The organism is Priestia sp. 53B2 (genome assembly GCF_056099005.1).
In genome coordinates, this window is record NZ_JBLZXA010000041.1 from 41,587 (window position 1) to 59,292 (window position 17,706).

The 17,706-nt window shown below is 34.0% G+C and carries 20 protein-coding genes; 11 read left to right on the plus strand and 9 right to left on the minus strand.

What is annotated here, in order from left to right:
- Positions 1 to 623: 623 nt before the first annotated feature.
- The 5 genes from ACN6NE_RS30390 (at position 624) to ACN6NE_RS30410 (ending at position 5,519) form a co-directional block, all read left to right on the plus strand.
- Complete coding sequence (locus ACN6NE_RS30390; protein WP_474329251.1) at positions 624 to 1,907, plus strand: replication protein; 1,284 nt, start codon at positions 624 to 626, stop codon at positions 1,905 to 1,907.
- 107 nt (positions 1,908 to 2,014) lie between these two features.
- A complete protein-coding gene (locus tag ACN6NE_RS30395; protein WP_474329253.1) occupies positions 2,015 to 2,770 on the plus strand; it encodes a ParB N-terminal domain-containing protein in 756 nt (251 codons plus the stop codon).
- A gap of 22 nt (positions 2,771 to 2,792) precedes the next feature.
- A complete protein-coding gene (locus ACN6NE_RS30400; RefSeq protein WP_474329255.1) occupies positions 2,793 to 3,662 on the plus strand; it encodes a hypothetical protein in 870 nt (289 codons plus the stop codon).
- Positions 3,663 to 3,823: 161 nt separating this feature from the next.
- Positions 3,824 to 4,441: a MerR family transcriptional regulator gene (locus ACN6NE_RS30405; protein ID WP_474329257.1), complete on the plus strand. Its 618-nt coding sequence runs from the start codon at positions 3,824 to 3,826 to the stop codon at positions 4,439 to 4,441.
- 853 nt (positions 4,442 to 5,294) lie between these two features.
- Positions 5,295 to 5,519, plus strand: coding sequence for a helix-turn-helix domain-containing protein (locus tag ACN6NE_RS30410; protein ID WP_047933701.1), 225 nt, complete (start codon positions 5,295 to 5,297; stop codon positions 5,517 to 5,519).
- A gap of 32 nt (positions 5,520 to 5,551) precedes the next feature.
- Here ACN6NE_RS30410 and ACN6NE_RS30415 read toward each other — a convergent pair whose 3' ends face one another.
- The gene (locus ACN6NE_RS30415; RefSeq protein WP_474329259.1) at positions 5,552 to 6,025 is read right to left on the minus strand and encodes a hypothetical protein; all 474 of its coding nucleotides are present in this window, start codon (positions 6,023 to 6,025) and stop codon (positions 5,552 to 5,554) included.
- A gap of 529 nt (positions 6,026 to 6,554) precedes the next feature.
- On the opposite strand from ACN6NE_RS30415, the gene ACN6NE_RS30420 reads away from it, so the two are divergent.
- From ACN6NE_RS30420 to ACN6NE_RS30435, 4 genes are all read left to right on the plus strand, one after another.
- Positions 6,555 to 6,734, plus strand: a complete 180-nt coding sequence (locus ACN6NE_RS30420) for a hypothetical protein (RefSeq protein ID WP_474329261.1) — start codon at positions 6,555 to 6,557, stop codon at positions 6,732 to 6,734.
- Positions 6,710 to 6,973, plus strand: coding sequence for a hypothetical protein (locus ACN6NE_RS30425; RefSeq protein ID WP_474329263.1), 264 nt, complete (start codon positions 6,710 to 6,712; stop codon positions 6,971 to 6,973). Before ACN6NE_RS30420 ends, ACN6NE_RS30425 begins: the two co-directional genes overlap by 25 nt.
- A gap of 86 nt (positions 6,974 to 7,059) precedes the next feature.
- Positions 7,060 to 7,578, plus strand: a complete 519-nt coding sequence (locus ACN6NE_RS30430; protein ID WP_474329265.1) for an NUDIX hydrolase — start codon at positions 7,060 to 7,062, stop codon at positions 7,576 to 7,578.
- A gap of 649 nt (positions 7,579 to 8,227) precedes the next feature.
- Positions 8,228 to 9,094 carry a hypothetical protein gene (locus ACN6NE_RS30435; protein ID WP_474329267.1) on the plus strand — a complete coding sequence of 289 codons (867 nt, stop codon included), beginning with the start codon at positions 8,228 to 8,230 and terminating at the stop codon, positions 9,092 to 9,094.
- A 181-nt stretch (positions 9,095 to 9,275) separates the two neighbouring features.
- Here the strand turns inward: ACN6NE_RS30435 and ACN6NE_RS30440 are convergent, their stop codons facing one another.
- From ACN6NE_RS30440 to ACN6NE_RS30475, 8 genes are all read right to left on the minus strand, one after another.
- On the minus strand, positions 9,276 to 9,629 hold the full coding sequence (locus ACN6NE_RS30440) for a hypothetical protein (protein WP_474329269.1): 354 nt from the start codon (positions 9,627 to 9,629) through the stop codon (positions 9,276 to 9,278).
- A gap of 16 nt (positions 9,630 to 9,645) precedes the next feature.
- Complete coding sequence (locus ACN6NE_RS30445) at positions 9,646 to 10,065, minus strand: hypothetical protein (protein WP_474329271.1); 420 nt, start codon at positions 10,063 to 10,065, stop codon at positions 9,646 to 9,648.
- 658 nt (positions 10,066 to 10,723) lie between these two features.
- Positions 10,724 to 11,071 carry a YrdB family protein gene (locus ACN6NE_RS30450; RefSeq protein ID WP_153252725.1) on the minus strand — a complete coding sequence of 116 codons (348 nt, stop codon included), beginning with the start codon at positions 11,069 to 11,071 and terminating at the stop codon, positions 10,724 to 10,726.
- 6 nt (positions 11,072 to 11,077) lie between these two features.
- Positions 11,078 to 11,671: a TetR/AcrR family transcriptional regulator gene (locus ACN6NE_RS30455; RefSeq protein WP_061860265.1), complete on the minus strand. Its 594-nt coding sequence runs from the start codon at positions 11,669 to 11,671 to the stop codon at positions 11,078 to 11,080.
- Positions 11,672 to 11,696: 25 nt separating this feature from the next.
- Positions 11,697 to 12,410: an MBL fold metallo-hydrolase gene (locus ACN6NE_RS30460; protein WP_474329274.1), complete on the minus strand. Its 714-nt coding sequence runs from the start codon at positions 12,408 to 12,410 to the stop codon at positions 11,697 to 11,699.
- Between the two features lie 310 nt (positions 12,411 to 12,720).
- Positions 12,721 to 13,455, minus strand: coding sequence for an ABC transporter permease (locus ACN6NE_RS30465; RefSeq protein WP_474329275.1), 735 nt, complete (start codon positions 13,453 to 13,455; stop codon positions 12,721 to 12,723).
- A 13-nt stretch (positions 13,456 to 13,468) separates the two neighbouring features.
- Positions 13,469 to 14,230 (minus strand): ABC transporter permease, encoded by a 762-nt coding sequence (locus ACN6NE_RS30470; RefSeq protein WP_474329277.1) that lies wholly within the window; start codon positions 14,228 to 14,230, stop codon positions 13,469 to 13,471.
- Positions 14,227 to 15,087: an ABC transporter ATP-binding protein gene (locus ACN6NE_RS30475; RefSeq protein WP_474329286.1), complete on the minus strand. Its 861-nt coding sequence runs from the start codon at positions 15,085 to 15,087 to the stop codon at positions 14,227 to 14,229. Before ACN6NE_RS30475 ends, ACN6NE_RS30470 begins: the two co-directional genes overlap by 4 nt.
- 308 nt (positions 15,088 to 15,395) lie before the next feature.
- On the opposite strand from ACN6NE_RS30475, the gene ACN6NE_RS30480 reads away from it, so the two are divergent.
- Positions 15,396 to 16,124, plus strand: coding sequence for a response regulator transcription factor (locus ACN6NE_RS30480; RefSeq protein WP_474329279.1), 729 nt, complete (start codon positions 15,396 to 15,398; stop codon positions 16,122 to 16,124).
- Complete coding sequence (locus tag ACN6NE_RS30485) at positions 16,121 to 17,530, plus strand: sensor histidine kinase (RefSeq protein WP_474329281.1); 1,410 nt, start codon at positions 16,121 to 16,123, stop codon at positions 17,528 to 17,530. Before ACN6NE_RS30480 ends, ACN6NE_RS30485 begins: the two co-directional genes overlap by 4 nt.
- Positions 17,531 to 17,706: the final 176 nt, after the last annotated feature.

Below are 17,706 nucleotides of genomic sequence, written 5' to 3' on the forward strand. Positions count from 1 at the left end.
AGTAGAAACTGCTCTTATCATAGTTTTAACATGCTGCATAGGGTGATTTTTTCTCACCCTCTTTACAAAAAAGGACTACAAAAAATCACCCTACCCAGAAGAACCATTTGCGATTATCATTGAAAGTGTAAGAACCAATAAATCTTTAAAGTTATTAAAAATGCATCATTATAACACACTTCTAACTACTTAGGGAGGGGTAAAAAAATACCCCTCCCCAGATTCCACAAATTCAGCTATGATGAAGTCGACTCCTAAAGAAATAACAAACGGATCGTAGCTAAAAATACTTGTTTTGATATATTTTGCTAATTTTTATTGAATTATGAGACTAGTTAACGCTATAATAAAACTAACAAAAACGTGCGGATAGAAAAAAGACTTCAACTGTTTAAGTAGTGCTACAACACTCTTAAACCGTTCCCCCTAGTTACGGTAGGGAAAACACTTGTCGAAGTCTCTTGTTAATAGAGTTAGTTTTGTACAAAATAAAACTTATGGTTTTATTTTATACGAAATTGACATCTATTTCAAGGGCTTAGTTTATCTTAATTGAGGCATTGTTTTCCTTTTACAAGGGAGATAATGTCTTTTTTGTGTTCCTTAAAGGAGAAGATGAACAAATGACAAAGATATTGACTTGCTATTTACCTGATGTAAACACCTTCAACGGACGATTCAAATGGTTATGGAAAGAAAAACCGACCCTTCGTAAAAAGAAAGAAGCGTTTTTAGAAACCCTTCGTACATACTTTAAACAACAACAAGAAGCCCTACATAAAGTATTCCCTAAAAAACGGATGGAAATGTTAGATTACGTAATTTATAACCTTGTTGCTACAGGCATTCAAGCGATTCACTCCAAAACACTTATGGAAAAGTTTGATGTATCCCAAAGTACCGTTTCTCGCTTTGTGAAATCGTTAAAAGCAACACCGTTTATGATCGTAGCACGTTATATCAAAGAAGATACAACAGGTGCTCATCCTGATAGCTATGTGTTTATCCTTAAAAGCCATAAGAATTTCAATCAAATTTGTGAGGAAATCTTTTTTGCACACGATACGACAGGTATTCAAACGCTTCAACAAGAAGAAATGACAACTCCTGTGACAACTCCTGTGACAAGTCCAGAAAGTGCTGAAAACATTGATACAACAAGCTTAGAGGGCGAAAAAACGTCGCCCCCCTTTATTAACCTTGATTTACCTAAAAATCATTTAAATAATCATTTAATATCTGCTTCACAGTCATTTGCGTATATCAAAGGTGTGCCTAAAAAAGTAAATCATGTGTACGCAGGGAAATATGGTCATCAACTAAAAGACTTTTATGCTCGTATTCGAAATGCTGCAAAAGCAGTAAAACGAGATACAGAGATTGAGATTGTGAAAGAGCAAGTACATGAAGTCGCTTATACAGCCATTGTCGGCTTAGATAAATATGTCCATGAGGCTAATCATAAGGGTACTACCCTATCACTGGATGACATGTGCCGTCTTGTTTATCAAATTGCATTCAATCAATTTACAAATCTACTAAAAGGGAATACAGAACAACAAACATCTGAGTCAGACATACATACTGAAGCTAAGACAGCTTTATTTACGCCTAAACAGATCATCCGTAAGGAAATCGTTCCTGCTTGGTTAAAAGCTGAACAGGAGCCAAAAGAGTGTACACAAGAAGCAACTGTTTCTTTAGATCAACAGCTTGAAATGATCCAATTAAAGCAAGATTTAGGGCAAGAACTAACGTCAGAAGAAGAAAACATACTCAAAGAACACAGTTCTACGTACAGTTCGTTAGAAATGGCACAGCTGAAGCAGGATCTAGGACAAGTCTTAACACCAGAGGAACAAGCTTTATTGCACCAACAGGACCAGTTAAAAGGTTCAGTTTCGTAATCAAAAAGTGAAGAAATCCCTTAGAAGCTGATGTTTAGTAAGAGTATTATTATTTAGAACATACTTCTAAATAATTAATATATAAATCTATGTAGGAGGAGATCACCATGCCACATAAAATGACCCTAACAGGCTCTGCGACAGGACCACTACGAGAATATGATCGCTACGTTGCCTTTGATATGCGTGAAAAAGGTTCACCTTCTGCGCCTAAAGGTCTGAAAAAGAGCACCTTTATTTCGTATACGGTGTTTGTTGCCAAGAAAGCCTTTAATAAAACCGGACTGACAAAAAAGAGTATTATGCATGAAAAGATCTTAGTTCAAGGGGAACCAACGTTAGATATTCCCATTGACGAGTGCCCTGGAGAAATTGGTATCATCTGCTTCCAGATTACTGTTCTCCCGAATAAAAACGATAAAGAAGCCAATGAGTCAAAAGATAAGAAAGAAGCCCAACAAGAGGTTTCTAAGGCTCAACAAGAGGTTGCAGCTACCAAACAGGAAGAAAAACAAGAGTCTGTAGCAAAAGAGGCGAAAACTGTACTGCCAGAAGTGAACGAAACACCTGCTCAAGAGAAAAAGGCTGCACCACAACAAAAACAGCTACCTACTCACCCAAAAGGGACACAGGATATTGTAAGTTTTGATGAAATTATCGTTCCTGAAGCCTTCTTAAAGACACGTCCAAACCCTGTGAAAACAGAGGAAGTCGTTGAGTTTGTGAAGCGTACAGGACACCTTGACAAGCCTTTAACAATTGAGAAAGGTTCGAAGGTCTTAAAAGATGGCTATCGTCGTTATATTGTGGCCAAAACCGTGAAAATGGATAAAGTCCCTGTGGTTTATGAACATCAAAAATAAAGCAAAATCGAAGGAGGCAGCTATGAATACCAACTATATGTCAGAGTTTGGACTGCAAACATGGGCTTATCATCTAAGCATGTGTTGCCCTTATGATTTAGGTCATTTATCGCCAGATGATCGAAGATATAATATATATGTAGCTACTCTTATCCCGAAAATAAGTATAGATGAAGATTCTGTCCAATTCTTTGAAAATCATATACGTTTTGATGTCATTGTTGGAACAGGCGACCATACTTCAAGGGAGACGCTTGATGTTTCCGTTTTTCCAAGTGTTATCCCAGGATTTGATCACAGAAAATTTGAATTTGAATATGAGCAGCCACGTAAAGCAATTGTATTTACAGGTTGGGAAAAGGGTGTTATCGAGTTAAGTCTACTTCAAGTCTATCGTGAGCATTCAAAGTATTACCTAGATACAGAAATCGTTTATATTGGGCAGGCATTTGGAGAAAATGGAGAACAACTTCCTGCTGAAGAGTTAATGTCTGATCCTACGTTACAGAAGTTAGAAGCAGATCTTTTACGTGAATATCCAGAAAAAGATCTAGCTCTTCTATTATTGGAGTTCAAATCACAATTATTAGAGGAAATAGATAGTGAAGACGAAGATCTAATTCAACTACAAGAGCTAACAAAGAATCCACCTCTGGAATTAAATAATCAAATCTTAGATGCAACAGAAGCAGCTCTAATCAATTATTTCAAACCTGAGTACAATAAGAAGCTCAACAATGATTTTCCTAGTATAGAAGATTCCGGTTTACATTATCGTTCTATCACCGTGCAGGTTCACCCTGATATTATGGGATTAAAGCTATTCTCAAAGGAAAAGACATACCTATCAAATGAGCGTATTGTCTCTCCTCTTTTACATTCAAAAATTTAAAAGGAATTTTCGAGGCCTATTGTTAAGTTTGTAATAGGCCTTTTTATTATTACCAACAAAATAAAACACTACTCTATATAGTTGTTATTTTGTTATGATAGAAAGGATTGTACTACTGCTATAGCGAATCAAACAACAAGTGAAACTAAAGGAGGGTCGCTATGTCGAGTGAAGATAATTATTCAAAAGTGTATTATTCACCAAGCGATTTGACTGCTATGCTAGCTATAAAAGAATCTACTTTACGAAAGTATGCATATCAGCTTGAAAGAGCCGGCTGGAGTTTTGGTAAAAACGATCAAGGTCATAGACAATATAGTGATAAAGACATTATGGCGATTCGAAGATTAATTAATGCTAAAGTTAACACTAGCATGACGCTAGAACAAGCTGCAAACGAACTCGTACCAATACTTAAAGGAGAAGGTATAGCAGTACCCGTTACAGCAAATCAAGCACAAAATGACCAGCATAATGGTGATATGGCAGCGTTATCCAAACGTATAGATGAACAAACAGAACTTATTAACAAACAGACTGAGTTCATTAAGTTATTATCAGAACGTCTTGAAGAACGTGATACATATATACAAAAGAAATTTGAAGAACAGGATAAAAGATTAATGGATCGCGATAATCGGCTTATGGAAGGTATAAGAATGCTTCAAGAGCAACGGGAAGAACAGAATGAATCCATGAAACTTATCGCAGCTGCTACAGATAAATTAGAGGAGCAAAAGAAACAAGGCTTTATCGCTCGTTTGTTTGGGAGAACATAAGGGAACGGTAAAACCTCTTTTGTTACTTGCATAGTTAAATATATAATCTAAAATACATTTCATAAGCCCTTTTTAAATCTCAGAGTCAATCTGAGGTTTTTTGTTTTTTTATACTAACACAATCTTCTTTTATGCGTTATAGCGATTAAGAAGTGTTTTTTAATAAAAATTACTCGTTATAGCGATGTGTCGGTTAATGAAGTTTGTTAAAATAACGTTTTAGGATAATTTATAGCATAACCCGCCACAACCATTATAGCGTTATACACATAGCATAACGATGATATATCACCGTTTTAGTTGACCTTTAGTTCAATATAAATTTAATCGAACAAAGACTTGGTATTGTTAGTTAAACTCATTAATCTATTAAGTACACTTATTCGATATCAAAATGTGATTCTTATAACTCAAGTTGAACTTATTAATTTATTAGGTTCAACTTGAGTTATTAATCAAATTGTTTTGTATATCTGGTGTAATTACTTGGAATAGGTATAAAAAATCAAAAAATTAATATCCCAATATAAAGATAGCTTTTTAATCTTTTTTTATCATATGTAAATAAGGTGATTCTCCTTTGAATAGGATTTTCTATTTTTTGTAAATAGTTAAAAATCATAACATATCCATAACAAAGACCGCCCATTATGTATTAGTGTATAAGGCGGTCTTAACTGTATTCATGCTATATGATTATTCCAAAAATGTCGACAGGATACACGAATTGGTTTAATTTCTTCTATTCTATTCGAAATTTACCTCTTTATGCCTACTTTTAGCTTCACCTAGATAAAAGTAGGTTAAAGTAGGTGAAAATTGGACAGGATAATAGAAAAGGAGTGATGTAGAAATGTTACCATGGAATAATCCAAAACGTAGCAAATTCGGCAAATGGCTCGACAGAGAAGGTATTGAGCAAACAGAGTTTGCAGAACGGGCAAAGGTTTCACGTAATACCGTTTGGCGCTTGTGTAATAAGAAAGATTACATACCGACACCTAAAATACTAAAAAAAATCATAGATACGGTGAAAAAAATTGATAAAAACAAAGATATCAACGACTTTTTTAATTAAAAATCCCCATGTTATTTAGTTATAACATGGGGTTATGGTTTACTTGAAAAAGTACGCTGCGTTCCAATGATGCTATTTAAAAGCAGTTCAATATGCAGGAGATTTCGGATGCCATCTTTGTTGGAAGATAAAGAAATCATGCCTTCTTCTCCAACCTTTGAAACAGTATTCAAGTTAAGTACGTTCTCCACGTAAGTTGCAGTCGCTTCATGCACTTCTCCATGAATGGTAAATTGAAAGGTAATGACTCCATTTTTTTCTTTTTTAAAACCCTTTAAATTGGCGATATCACTTTCTTTTAAACTAGGACCATCTAAGGTATCTATCCAGCTTTTTTCTTCTTCTGAGGGTTCACTAAGGATAGAAAGAACATCTTCATAAATACGAATCGCAAGCTCAAGCTGCGCAACTATCTCAGGATCATCAAAGTAATCGTTACTGATTGCTTTTAATTGACGTTCCAACGCCTCTTTTTTAGCCTCAATAACCTGTATTTTATCTTGCATAACCAATTTCCTCCATTAGCTAAATAAACGCGAGAGAAAGCCTTTTTTATGCGTTTTTTGTTTATGAATATAACTTCAGAAATAGAATCCTTTTTCCTTTTGTTTTTGATTCGGTTTTTGCTTTTCTAGTTTAAGAATACGTTGTTTTAACAGTTTGCACAATCATTTGATGTGGTTTTATAAAGAATGGCTCTATTTTCGTATTTGGTGTATAGTTTTTTTCAAAAAGGTGCATCCGGTCGCCCCATTCGCCTCTTCGGCTCAGCTTCCTTACAAGTTCCCAAATTAGCTTCAATACGTACACAAAGCCTGTATTAATGCAGTAACACTAACGAGGTAGATACTGAATTACCAAACGAAGTAGTTATTCTTTTGATACTAAGTAGCTACCGCAGTAGGGTTGCATGTTTACCTTGATAGACCAAAAAGAAAATCTACCGCAGTAGGTAATGATTAGATAGTCATAGAATATGTGCTCTTTTTTTATATGTTGGGGATTGTCAGCTATGTAAGTTCTGGTTGTATTCGTATGTATAACAACGAAATTATTAAACTATATGATAAAGTACAGATAGGGACGCTTGTAACAGTAAAATCAGATGAAAGGGTAATAAATGCTACAATAGATTACTGTAAAAAAAAGGATATAAATACGTTACAGGTTCTGTTATTTCTACAAGTGCAATGCTTCTGGAAACACGCAATATAATAAATAAATGGTTGTTAAATGGGCATCTTGGGGTGGATATGGAAACAGCAACAACTTTAGCGATTGCTAGGAAGTTTAATAAAAGTTCCATTGGACTGTTAAATCTATCTGATCATTTAATAAAAGGTGACACACTTTACTCCTATACAAAAGAGAGAGAGATGATTGAAGCAGAAACAGACGAGAAAATCAGAGATGTTGCTTTGTATTTATCAGTTAACTCTGCAAAGTGTGCATGATATTTATATTGTAAAAATTTAAGACTATTAATTTACTTTATAAGCAAATACACGTAAATATAATGGTATACATAAGGAGTTTAGCAATGGAAAAGTGGGATCTATTTGATAAGCATCGTAATAAAATAGAGAAACAAATAACTCGTGGAGATAAAATGACACAAGACGAGTTTCATTTAGTAGTACACGTATGTATATTTAATTCGAAAGGGGAAATGCTCATTCAGCAGCGTCATCCCTTTAAGCAAGGATGGCCGAACCTTTGGGATATTACTTGTGGTGGGAGTGCAGTTGCAGGCGATACAAGTCAGCAGGCTGCTTCAAGAGAGTTATTCGAGGAGTTGGGGATACATTATAACTTTGAAAAGATTCGCCCACAATTTACTATTAACTTTGAACGTGGCTTTGATGATTATTATTTAATTGAATATGACTTTGATTTGAATGAATTGACATTACAGAAAGAGGAAGTACAAGCAGCCAAATGGGCTTCTAAAGAGGAAATCTTAAAGCTAATCGAACTAAAACAATTTATACCTTATTATGAAAGTATCATTGCGTTTCTTTTTGAGAGCCGACATCATTATGGCTCTATTCGTCTTTAAATGAAACGTTTTCTCTTGTGTCGCTAAAGGGGCAGGATAGTTAATATATCGCATAAACCATTTGTGTCTGGAAACAAAAACTTCGAATGTAAAAAAACCAGCCGATACCAATAATCGGCTGGTTTAACGATAGGTCGAGGATCTAAACTAAGCTCAACTTTCGGCGACACTATTTTGACATATATAATATGTAAGGACCCCTTATTTTTCTATATTATTTGAATTTTAGTCTTGATAACTTTTCATCTGGATATTCAGCATAGTCATATACTTTATCAAGATCTATTTCTTGCTGCTCTTTCTCTTCCATTTTGATCACTTTTTTCTAGTTGACTCTTATTAGATTACCACAAATAGTGAAGGTGAAATTATTTTATGTAAAACGAACATCAATTAGCTCACTTAATCTCATTTTATTCTTTAACTCAAATACTTCATCAATGAAAAATTCACGTTTTTGATAATTAGTTTTAGGTATAAGTTTTGGTTATTTTCATGTGATATCAAGTCGATTTTCTTTCCATTTTCATTCTCACCAAAAACCATTGTTTTTGGGATATCTAATAATTAAGGTATGGATGAGTTCAGAAACCGTCATACCATTAAGCTATAAGTCATACTTTGTAAAAATGGGAAGCGAGGGATAAATATGTGGCCTGAAAGAAAATTAGAGTTACTGACCATGAGTTTTGGAATTGGACTAATTTTACTAGGTATATTACGCTCTTTCGAAGTAGTCACTATTACTTCTCAATTTATTACAGGGGTATCATTAGCAAGTTTTTTCATTACATTTCCGGACTTTTTAGATGCACATGAGGAAGTTAGCTTTAAGGCTGCTAACAGTGGGAATTTAAGATGGATGAGGGCGTTGGGTTATTACCGCATTCCTAAATCAATGATCACCGAATTTTGCTATATTTTATCTATGACATCTATCCTTATTTTTCCGTTTTTAGAGCCGTTAAATAAAATAGACAAAGCAATAATGAGTCGTATAGGAGATGCTTCCACTTTTATAGCCTTAGGATTTTCCATATATGTTACTTCTGCAAGAACTAAAATAGCTGCATTGAATTATATAAATGAACTTGTACATACAATAAGAAGCATGAGAGGGAATACTTTTAATAACCCACCTTACCCCATAAATCCATCTGAAGATTATCCCAATTGGCCACTCGATTGTTTGCTGGAGATCGCAGAATTTATTGAGGGACAACTAAGGAAAGCACAAGAAGACTATAACAATCTATTAAAAACTGGACAAAAGCCGTATGTGTTAGAGGATTATATGATACATCGTGTCATTGAATTGTATGCTGACGAGCCTGAAGGAATTGTACAAGTATTCAAAAAGCAGGTTGAAAATTGGCAAGAGGATGTGAATTTAACTCTAGACCAACAAAACGATATTAAGCGACTGAAAAAACAAGTAAACCAGTGGGAGCAAGTTGTAATCGATATCTTAAAATTGGCCAATGAACTGTTAACCGACAAAAAGGGGCTTTATTAATTAAAAGTGACTTTCAATTAAGCTTTTTTATAAAATGGAAAGTTCCGTCCAAAAGAAAGGTCGATAAAATTAAGCAGTTAATTTAGTAGTTTCCCCATTTTGGAGAGGTTAGTTAAGAGTGTTAATAAAGGCCAAACTTAACTAAAAAATCGTAGAGAACCACTCTACGATTTTTTAGTATTTAATATTTCCAACCTGAATTTCTTTGTAAGCTATCTGTTGTTTTATCTATGTCTTCCATAAATTTTTTCATTCTTGATAGTCCATCTTGTACTTGTTTTTGGTATGTATCAACACGATGTGCAATTGTTCTAAGAGTTTCAGGTTGTGGAGGATTCTGAGCTATAGAAAGCTCCATTAATTCTTTCTCAATTCCATCAAATCCAATTAATGCATTGTTAATCATATCCACTGCAAATGAAGCCTTATCTGCAATATGGTCAACTGTATTTGCTGTTTGGTGTGTATGATGGTTATTCCAGCCATTCATATAGTTAGGAGTTTGTCCCACTGGTGGAGTCCAGTTTTTAGTCATTATTAAACCACTCCTATTAACCTTGGAATTTATCCGTAAGGTCATCAATTTTATTTGTCAAAGAATCGATTTCATCGGTTAATGAATCAATCTCATTTGTATATTTATCGACATCTTTAATGTTACGTTGTACTTCTGCTTGGTTATCAATTGAGCCATTAACTTTACTCATAACTTCTTGAGCAATTGATTGTACAAGTACTTGAACATGGTCAGGAGCATTGTCACCAACTTGAGCTACTAATCTATCCATTAAGGGTTTAACTTGTTGCAAAGTTTGGATTGAATTCCCTAATTCTCGTCCACAAGAATTTAATTCTGAATCGATTCTATCGCAAACTCGGTCAATTTTAGATTGAGTAATATTGTCAATATCTACTAAAATTTTATCAATTTCATTTCCTGCGCCACGAGCTCTTTTTTTTCCTACAAACATAGTTCTCTCTCCTTTAAAAATAAAATATAAAATAATGAGATCTTACATTCTATATCATAAATCATAATCTAATTTATGGATATACTGAAAAAATTACCTATGGTATATATCACCACAACAGCAGCAAATTTCTTTTTTATTCTCCGTATCGATCCCTGCTATATTTCATACGACCTAGTTGTATGAAAGTTCCCTATTTTTAAGAAGAATAACAAATACTTTGAAACGATAGATGAACCGGATTTAGATAAAATGGTCTTTGCTACATTGCATAATATCGCTTTTTGTGACTATCTATTGGGTAAAGAAGTGAAAGATAATAAACGTCTCAATTCATTACTTGATGTAGTTAATAAAAGACGTAAGACAGATTATTAATTACCTGATTTTCATATTCGTTTTTAACTCCATCATAGAGAAAAAACGTCTGTAAAGGTATATGTAAATCATAGAACGTCCGAAAAGTGTTTTTAAACTTTTACGGATATGTATAAAAGTAGAATTTAGTAAATTTCTATATGTCCGTAAACGTATACCTTTGCGAACTAATTAAAAGCTACCTTATGTAACACATAGGGTGTGAAAGAAATTTACCCAAAAACGATTACTCTAATCTGAGTAATCGTTTTTGGGTTTTAACCATCTATACATTTTAGTATCATTGTTGCTGCCAGATATACATTAAAATGCGATTTATTATAGCGATTGTAATATAAATAAGTGCCAGAGAATGCTTACCACTAGTGTATAGAGCAACAGAAGGAAGCCCGAATACAAGCAGTTCAAGCAATATATGCATAGGGGTAGATAGTTGAACGTAAGAACGAGGAGAACCAAAAATCCCCCAAACTACTGCAATTATTAACGGAGCACCTATTGTTAACAATACTCTCATTGACCCTTTTCCAGTTTGGAATCCCCAGTAAGCTAGTGAGCCAAGTGCGAACAATTCCAAAGAAAATCGCAACATTAAATTTAAAGTTTTGATGAAAGAAAGAAGATTCATATTAAATTAATCGTCTTCATTGTTTTTACTCTCTTGTTTCATCGCATTTATTCCTCTTAAAAAAATATCTACTAACATGAGAAGACTTACATCAAGATCATGGGGGAGACCAAATCCTTTTTTCTGCTCAAGTGAAGCAAAGCCGTGCAAAATACTTCGTAGCCCTCGTGCGGCGTGTAAAGTTTGCTCCTCCCCTAAGCCATATTCATTAAGTACTCGAATAACAATATTAATGGTTTCGTTTTGTATGTGCTTAAGTTCTAGGTCATCAGAATTAGGAGAACGAAGCATTGCTTCATACAACCCTGGATGATTACGAACAAAAACTATGTAAGCTTCCCCTAGTGCACGAACTGCATTATCTTGTGAACGTCCTACCGTTGCATGTATTAACGCTTTATAAAGTTTTTCGTAACCATAGACAGCAAGCTTTTTCCTTAATGCTGGTAATCCATTTACGTGGTTATATAGAGAAGGTGGACGGATATTTAGTTTTTTAGCAAGTGAAGCTAATGTTACTTCGTCTAACCCTTGTGTATTTGCCATTTCTGTGGAGGCTTTTAAAATAGTGTCTAAATCGATTCCTGGTCTTGTGGCCATAGTTAGACCCCTTTCTTACTATAGGTTAAATGTGTTTTAAATTTAATCTAGCTTTTATAATAGCGTTATTTATAGCTTTTTCTGGTTGTTTTATCATTTTTCCATGCCCTACAGCAAGCAATGAAGGATTGTAATCCAATAATTTGTGAGCACTCTGAAGTGCAACTTCCTTATTCCATGTAGCCATTGCTGGAAAGGGAAATAAAGGTTGAAGCTGACCAGTTACTGCCATACCACCCCTTGTTTGAAACGCATCACCAGCAATTAAGGTATTAGTACGGGTATCAAAAAATGCCATTGAACCTGGCGTATGTCCAGGAGCAGCTATCGCAATTAGTGAACCAATTTGGTCACCATCTTGTAATAAAATGTCTGCTCTGGTTTTTAAATTTTTAGGTACTCCGCCACGTATAGGAGTATTCGGTTCATTAGGATCTAATGTAGTATCTCCACCCATTAATCGGGCATCTCTACTTGAAATATGTACAGGGATATTAGGAAGTAATAGCTTTATTTTATCAAGTGCTCCTACATGATCGTCGTGCGCATGGGTTAGAAGAATACGTGTAATGGGTTTGTTAATCTTTTTAGCAGCCTGTAATATTTTCTTAGCACTGTAAGGAAGCGCAGCATCAACTAAAGTTAAACTATCACTCTCTTCAACTAAGTAACAATTAACTGGGAAAAACCCCGGTAGAAAAGTCAATTGATATAAGTATGCTTCATGAATAATTCTCATCGAAATAGCTCCTTCTTATATTAGTTTTATAACTATTTCCATTTATATATTAACTAATACCATTAGTTAAATCAAGCTAATATACAATTATTTGTGATGATTAACATAAATAACCAAATAATCAGATGGAGATTTTGTGTTTTAAAGTGTTTTAAAAAAAGAAAAAGCCGCAGACTGATACTTTTGCGTACGCGATTCATTCTTAAATGTAATTTCTCATCCTGTTCCCTCAAATATAAAAAGTCCCTTGCTATTCAAAGCAAAGGACTTTTTATATATTCTTTACAGTAATTTTTAACTAATCACAGATTTATAATATATCCCTTTTTGCAAAGTTTCTTATTCCAAAATACAATAGGACCATGGACAAGATACTTAGTAACGTGTAAAAGGTGAAATAAGATTCAATAGGCGATTCATCGGCTGGGGACATAGCTAACATTGGTTGGGTCCAAGGATAGATCTGTCCTAAAGGTGTACTTGCTACTATAATTGCTGGCAGTGTAAATACGATACTAACAGCCAGAGGAATGCCAAATGTTTTTGACCGGATAGATATAATAAGTTGCAATAACATTAGTGGTAAACATGCTAAAAAACCTTTTATGCAGTACCCTATGAGAGTTAACATTGGCAACTCTCCGTTTATTCCTCTGACTAGACCAAATCCTAAAAATAAAATGAGTACTATAAACAATGTAACAGCAACCATTGTGGCCGTGATTAAAAATTTACCTAAAAAAATCTTATTTCTTTGAACAGGTAAAGCTAAAAGTTGTTTCCATCCTCCACTTACATGTTCACTTCGACACACGAATGCAGCATAAACACCTACCATTATAGGTAAAACGAAAGGTCCCATAAAAATGGCTACTTGAGTCCAGGCTTCAATCCATTCATTATCTCCGGGCTGAACAAATAACTTATAGTTATTATGAAAATTTGTATAAGCTAGCGTAACTCCAATTAGAGGACCTAGAATATATAAAATCCATAGTTTAGAACGTTTTAGTTTTAACTTTTCTACAGTTAAGATTTCCTTCATGTTAAACCTCTCCCTATTTTACATCGCGTTTTGAAAAGTGTACTAATCCTATAACTAACAAAAGTAGTCCTAGAATAAGATTAACAGTAAGATAAATTGATAAATCTGGATTATATCCTAAGCCTTTATACTGAAGGATAACAGTTGAAGTCTGAACAGGATATGCTAGAGGAAACCAACGTGTAGAAGTTCCTGCTGCTAGGAATAATCCTACCATTGAGCATACTGTTCCAATTAAAATCGAAAAGGCTTGATTCTTAAAGGTGATGGAGAGCCATAGTTGAAAAGAAATTAAAGGTAAAGAAGTGACTAATATGAGATAACTGTCACCCAACAATAATTTAATAGGCATTTTTCCATCAAAACCTAGCATTTCCCCCAAGAGTATTAACCCTATAAGAAATATCGTAAGTGAAAAAAACAATCCAATTATTAGCCAAATAAATTTACCTATATAGATACGAGCTCGAGAAATAGGAAAGGTTAATGTTTGCTTCCAAGCATTGGATTGATGCTCTATATTAGCAATAATTGATGCGGCAATGGTAATAGCTAAAGGAAAACCTAATCCAAACAGAATGCTATTATCAAACAAGAGATACTCCCACATTGATTTTGCTTTAAAAAGAACAGCTTGCTTTTCTACGTACTCAGACCGATAAGTTAAGTTTAATAGTTCATATCCTAATACTAATAAAGGAACTAAAACCAATACATACGGTAAAAATGAGCGCTTTAATTTAAGTTGTTCCGCCCATAATACATTTTTTATCATAAGCTTGCTCCTTTACCAGTTAAATCTAGGAAGATATCTTCTAGAGTACGCTTCACTTCCTCTAGGCGATAAACTGATAAACCGGAGTGCACTAGGGTTGAGTTGATTTCGGAAACAAATTCAGGATCAGTTTCTGAAACCCATAATGACTCTTTATGAATGGTAGGTATAATCCCTTTAGCTTTCAAAATATTGCTTGCTTCTAAAGTATTATTAACAGCAATCTTTAATAAAGGTTGGCGTTTTTTACGTAATACTTCTATTGAATCCTGAAAAATCATCTTTCCTTCTGTTATAATTCCAACTTGGGTTGCCATTTGATCAATTTCACTGAGTAAATGACTTGATACAAGTACAGTCATTCCATTTTGATGAGGCAACTCTTTAATTAATTCACGAATCTCCTGTATACCAGCAGGATCTAAACCATTTGTAGGTTCATCAAGTATTAATAATTCCGGTTCGCTTAGGAGTGCAGCTGCAATCCCTAATCGCTGTTTCATTCCTAATGAATATTCTTTAACTAATCGGTTTGCTACTTTGTTTAAACGAACAACCTCAAGAACCTCATTTACACGTTTTTCTGATAATCCTCTAAGACGTCTTACAGCTTCTAAATTTTCAAATCCGGTCAAATTTCCATAATAAGAAGGAGACTCAACTAAGGATCCTATCCGTTGTAGAATTTTTGTTCTATTTTTAGTGAAATCCTGTCCAAATAATTCTATCTCGCCTTGAGTTGGTTTTATCAAGCCTAATAACATTCGTATAGTAGTCGTTTTACCGGCTCCATTTGGTCCTAAAAAGCCAAATATTTCTCCCTTATTTACTCTTAGGTCAACTCCATTTACAGACATGTTTTTTTTATATTTTTTGCTTAGGTTTTTAGTCAAAATTGTATTTCCATCCACGTTAATCACCTCAATTACATCGTATACTGAAGTATCTAAACATGGCTGAAACTTTTCTTAAACATTACCTTAACAACTTATAGGGATATATATTTTCACCTTAATTCCTAAACTCGGACACTTTAAGTTAACAATTTTGAGAAAGCTTAACATTACTTAAACTTTCTCCTATTCAAAAGTAAAAAATATGTATTTATTGTAAAATATAAATATATCTTTATTGGATTAATAACAGCTAGACAGGAGGATAACTTATGCAAGAAGTTATTCAAAACAATACGATCTTAGTAATAGATGATGATAAACCTATTTTAGATTTATTAAATGTAGTACTAGAAAAGGAAGGCTTTAAGAAAATCTATAATGCATCTAATGGGTATGATAGCATTCAGGTTGTAACAAAGTATAATCCAGATATTATTTTATTAGATATTATGCTCCCTGATACGGATGGATTTTCTCTCTGTAATCAAATTAGGCAGTATTCAAACGTTCCTATTCTGTTTCTAACTGCAAGGAACTCTGATTTAGATAAGCTTCAGGGGTTTAGTTTTGGGGGAGATGACTATATAACTAAACCATTCAATCCTTTAGAAGTAGCTGCACGAATAAAGGCCCAATTAAAGAGAGCATCTATCTCAGGACAAAGTAAGCGAATTTATTCTACATATGATTTTGGTGACTTTCAAGTTGATGAAAAGTCTGGAAGGCTTATAGTAAACAATCAACAGATAGATTGCCCAGCCCAAGAACTAAAACTTCTTTTATTTCTGTGCCAAAACCCGAATCAAATTATAAGTAAACACACACTTTATAAAGAAGTTTGGGGAGAATATTATGGTGGAGATAGTACAGTCATGGTACACATTCGACGACTAAGGGAAAAAATAGAGATTGATCCTAGTCGACCTAAACGAATTAAAACGATACGTGGATTAGGTTATATGTTAGATGTTTCAATTCCCTCAGAGGATCGTTTATGAATTTAAGGAACCGTGTTGCTTTTCACTTTGTTTCACGTCTCTTTTATTTAATCATAATCTTCACAGTTTTATTATTCATATCTTTCCTTATATTTAGCTTCTTTTTAAATGAAAAAAAATCTACTTCATCCTTACCAATTAGCGATATTGTTAAAGATACTACCTTAGAGAATGGGAATTTAAGCGTAAAAAATACATCTGTTGATTATATAAAAAAACATCATTTATGGTTGCAGATACTAGATGAGAATGGAAATGAAAAGTTATCCGTTAATAAGCCTTCGGCTATTCCTTCGCATCATGCACCAGGGCAGCTAGTTTCAAATTACATATATCCAGCTAAAAAAGGTTATCAATTATCAGTCTGGTATGAAAAAAAAGCTGATAAAGAGTTAACTTGGATAGTCGGTAAGAAGTTTATAACTCATAGCTCTCTATTGTTTTGGGCTAATAATTTATGGATTTTATTAATCCTGATTATCGGCATTGCAGTAGCAGTACTTTTTGGTAAAAGGTTTGCTGCCCCTTTGCTGCATGTGGTTTCATGGATTGACAATTTATCAAGAGGGAACTATCAAGAACCTTTAGTTCATAAAGGCATTATTCCTAGCCAAAATAAGAAAGGAAAACTGAGAGCTGAATTCAGGACGTATAAAGAACTAATGGAAGCTCTTCGAACTCTAACCGAAATGCTAAAACAGAATCAAAAAGAGAGAGAACAATTGGAGAAAACAAGGGAAGAATGGATAACTGGCGTCTCTCATGATTTAAAAACTCCCTTATCCGTCGTTAAAGGTTATACAGTCTTGTTATCTTCTAAAGACCATCAATGGGAAATAGATAATATACGTCAATTTTCTGATACGATGCAAGAAAGGGTTGACTATATGGAGCAACTTCTTGAGGATTTCAGTCTTACTTTCCGTTTAAAAAATGATGCTTTGCCTCTCAATAAACAGCCAGATAACATTGTAAATATGATTCGAGAAACCTTCATTAGCCTAACGAAACTTCCTGAAGCAAAAAATAAGGATTTTGAATTTAATACAGATAAAGAAGTGATTATACTTAACGGGGATAGTACTTATTTAAAGAGGGCTCTTGAGAATCTAATTGCGAATAGCATTAAGCATAACCCTCCTTATACTACTGTGAAAGTTAATATAGACACAGAAGCTGCGAAACAAATCAAGATGACAATTGAAGACGATGGAATAGGCATGGAAGAAGAAGTCCTAGAACACCTATTTGATCGATACTATAGAGGCACGAACTCTTTCAGTCATTCTGGTTCTGGTTTGGGAATGGCAATTGCTAGGCAAATAATATTAGCACACGATGGATCAATTAAAATTAATACAATCCCTAATCAAGGGACAAAAATTATTATTACCCTTCCTCTATAATATAGAACATGTTTTTATCCTATAGTACAGAAATTCCGCCATAAAAATAAATAAAAAGCCACCCAATGTGAACTGCACCCCAATTGTTAGACAAAGAAACTCTAATGATTGGGGTGCTTGTATGTCTAGACATACATTTGAAGATAAGTTGAAGGCTATTGATTTGTACCTAAATA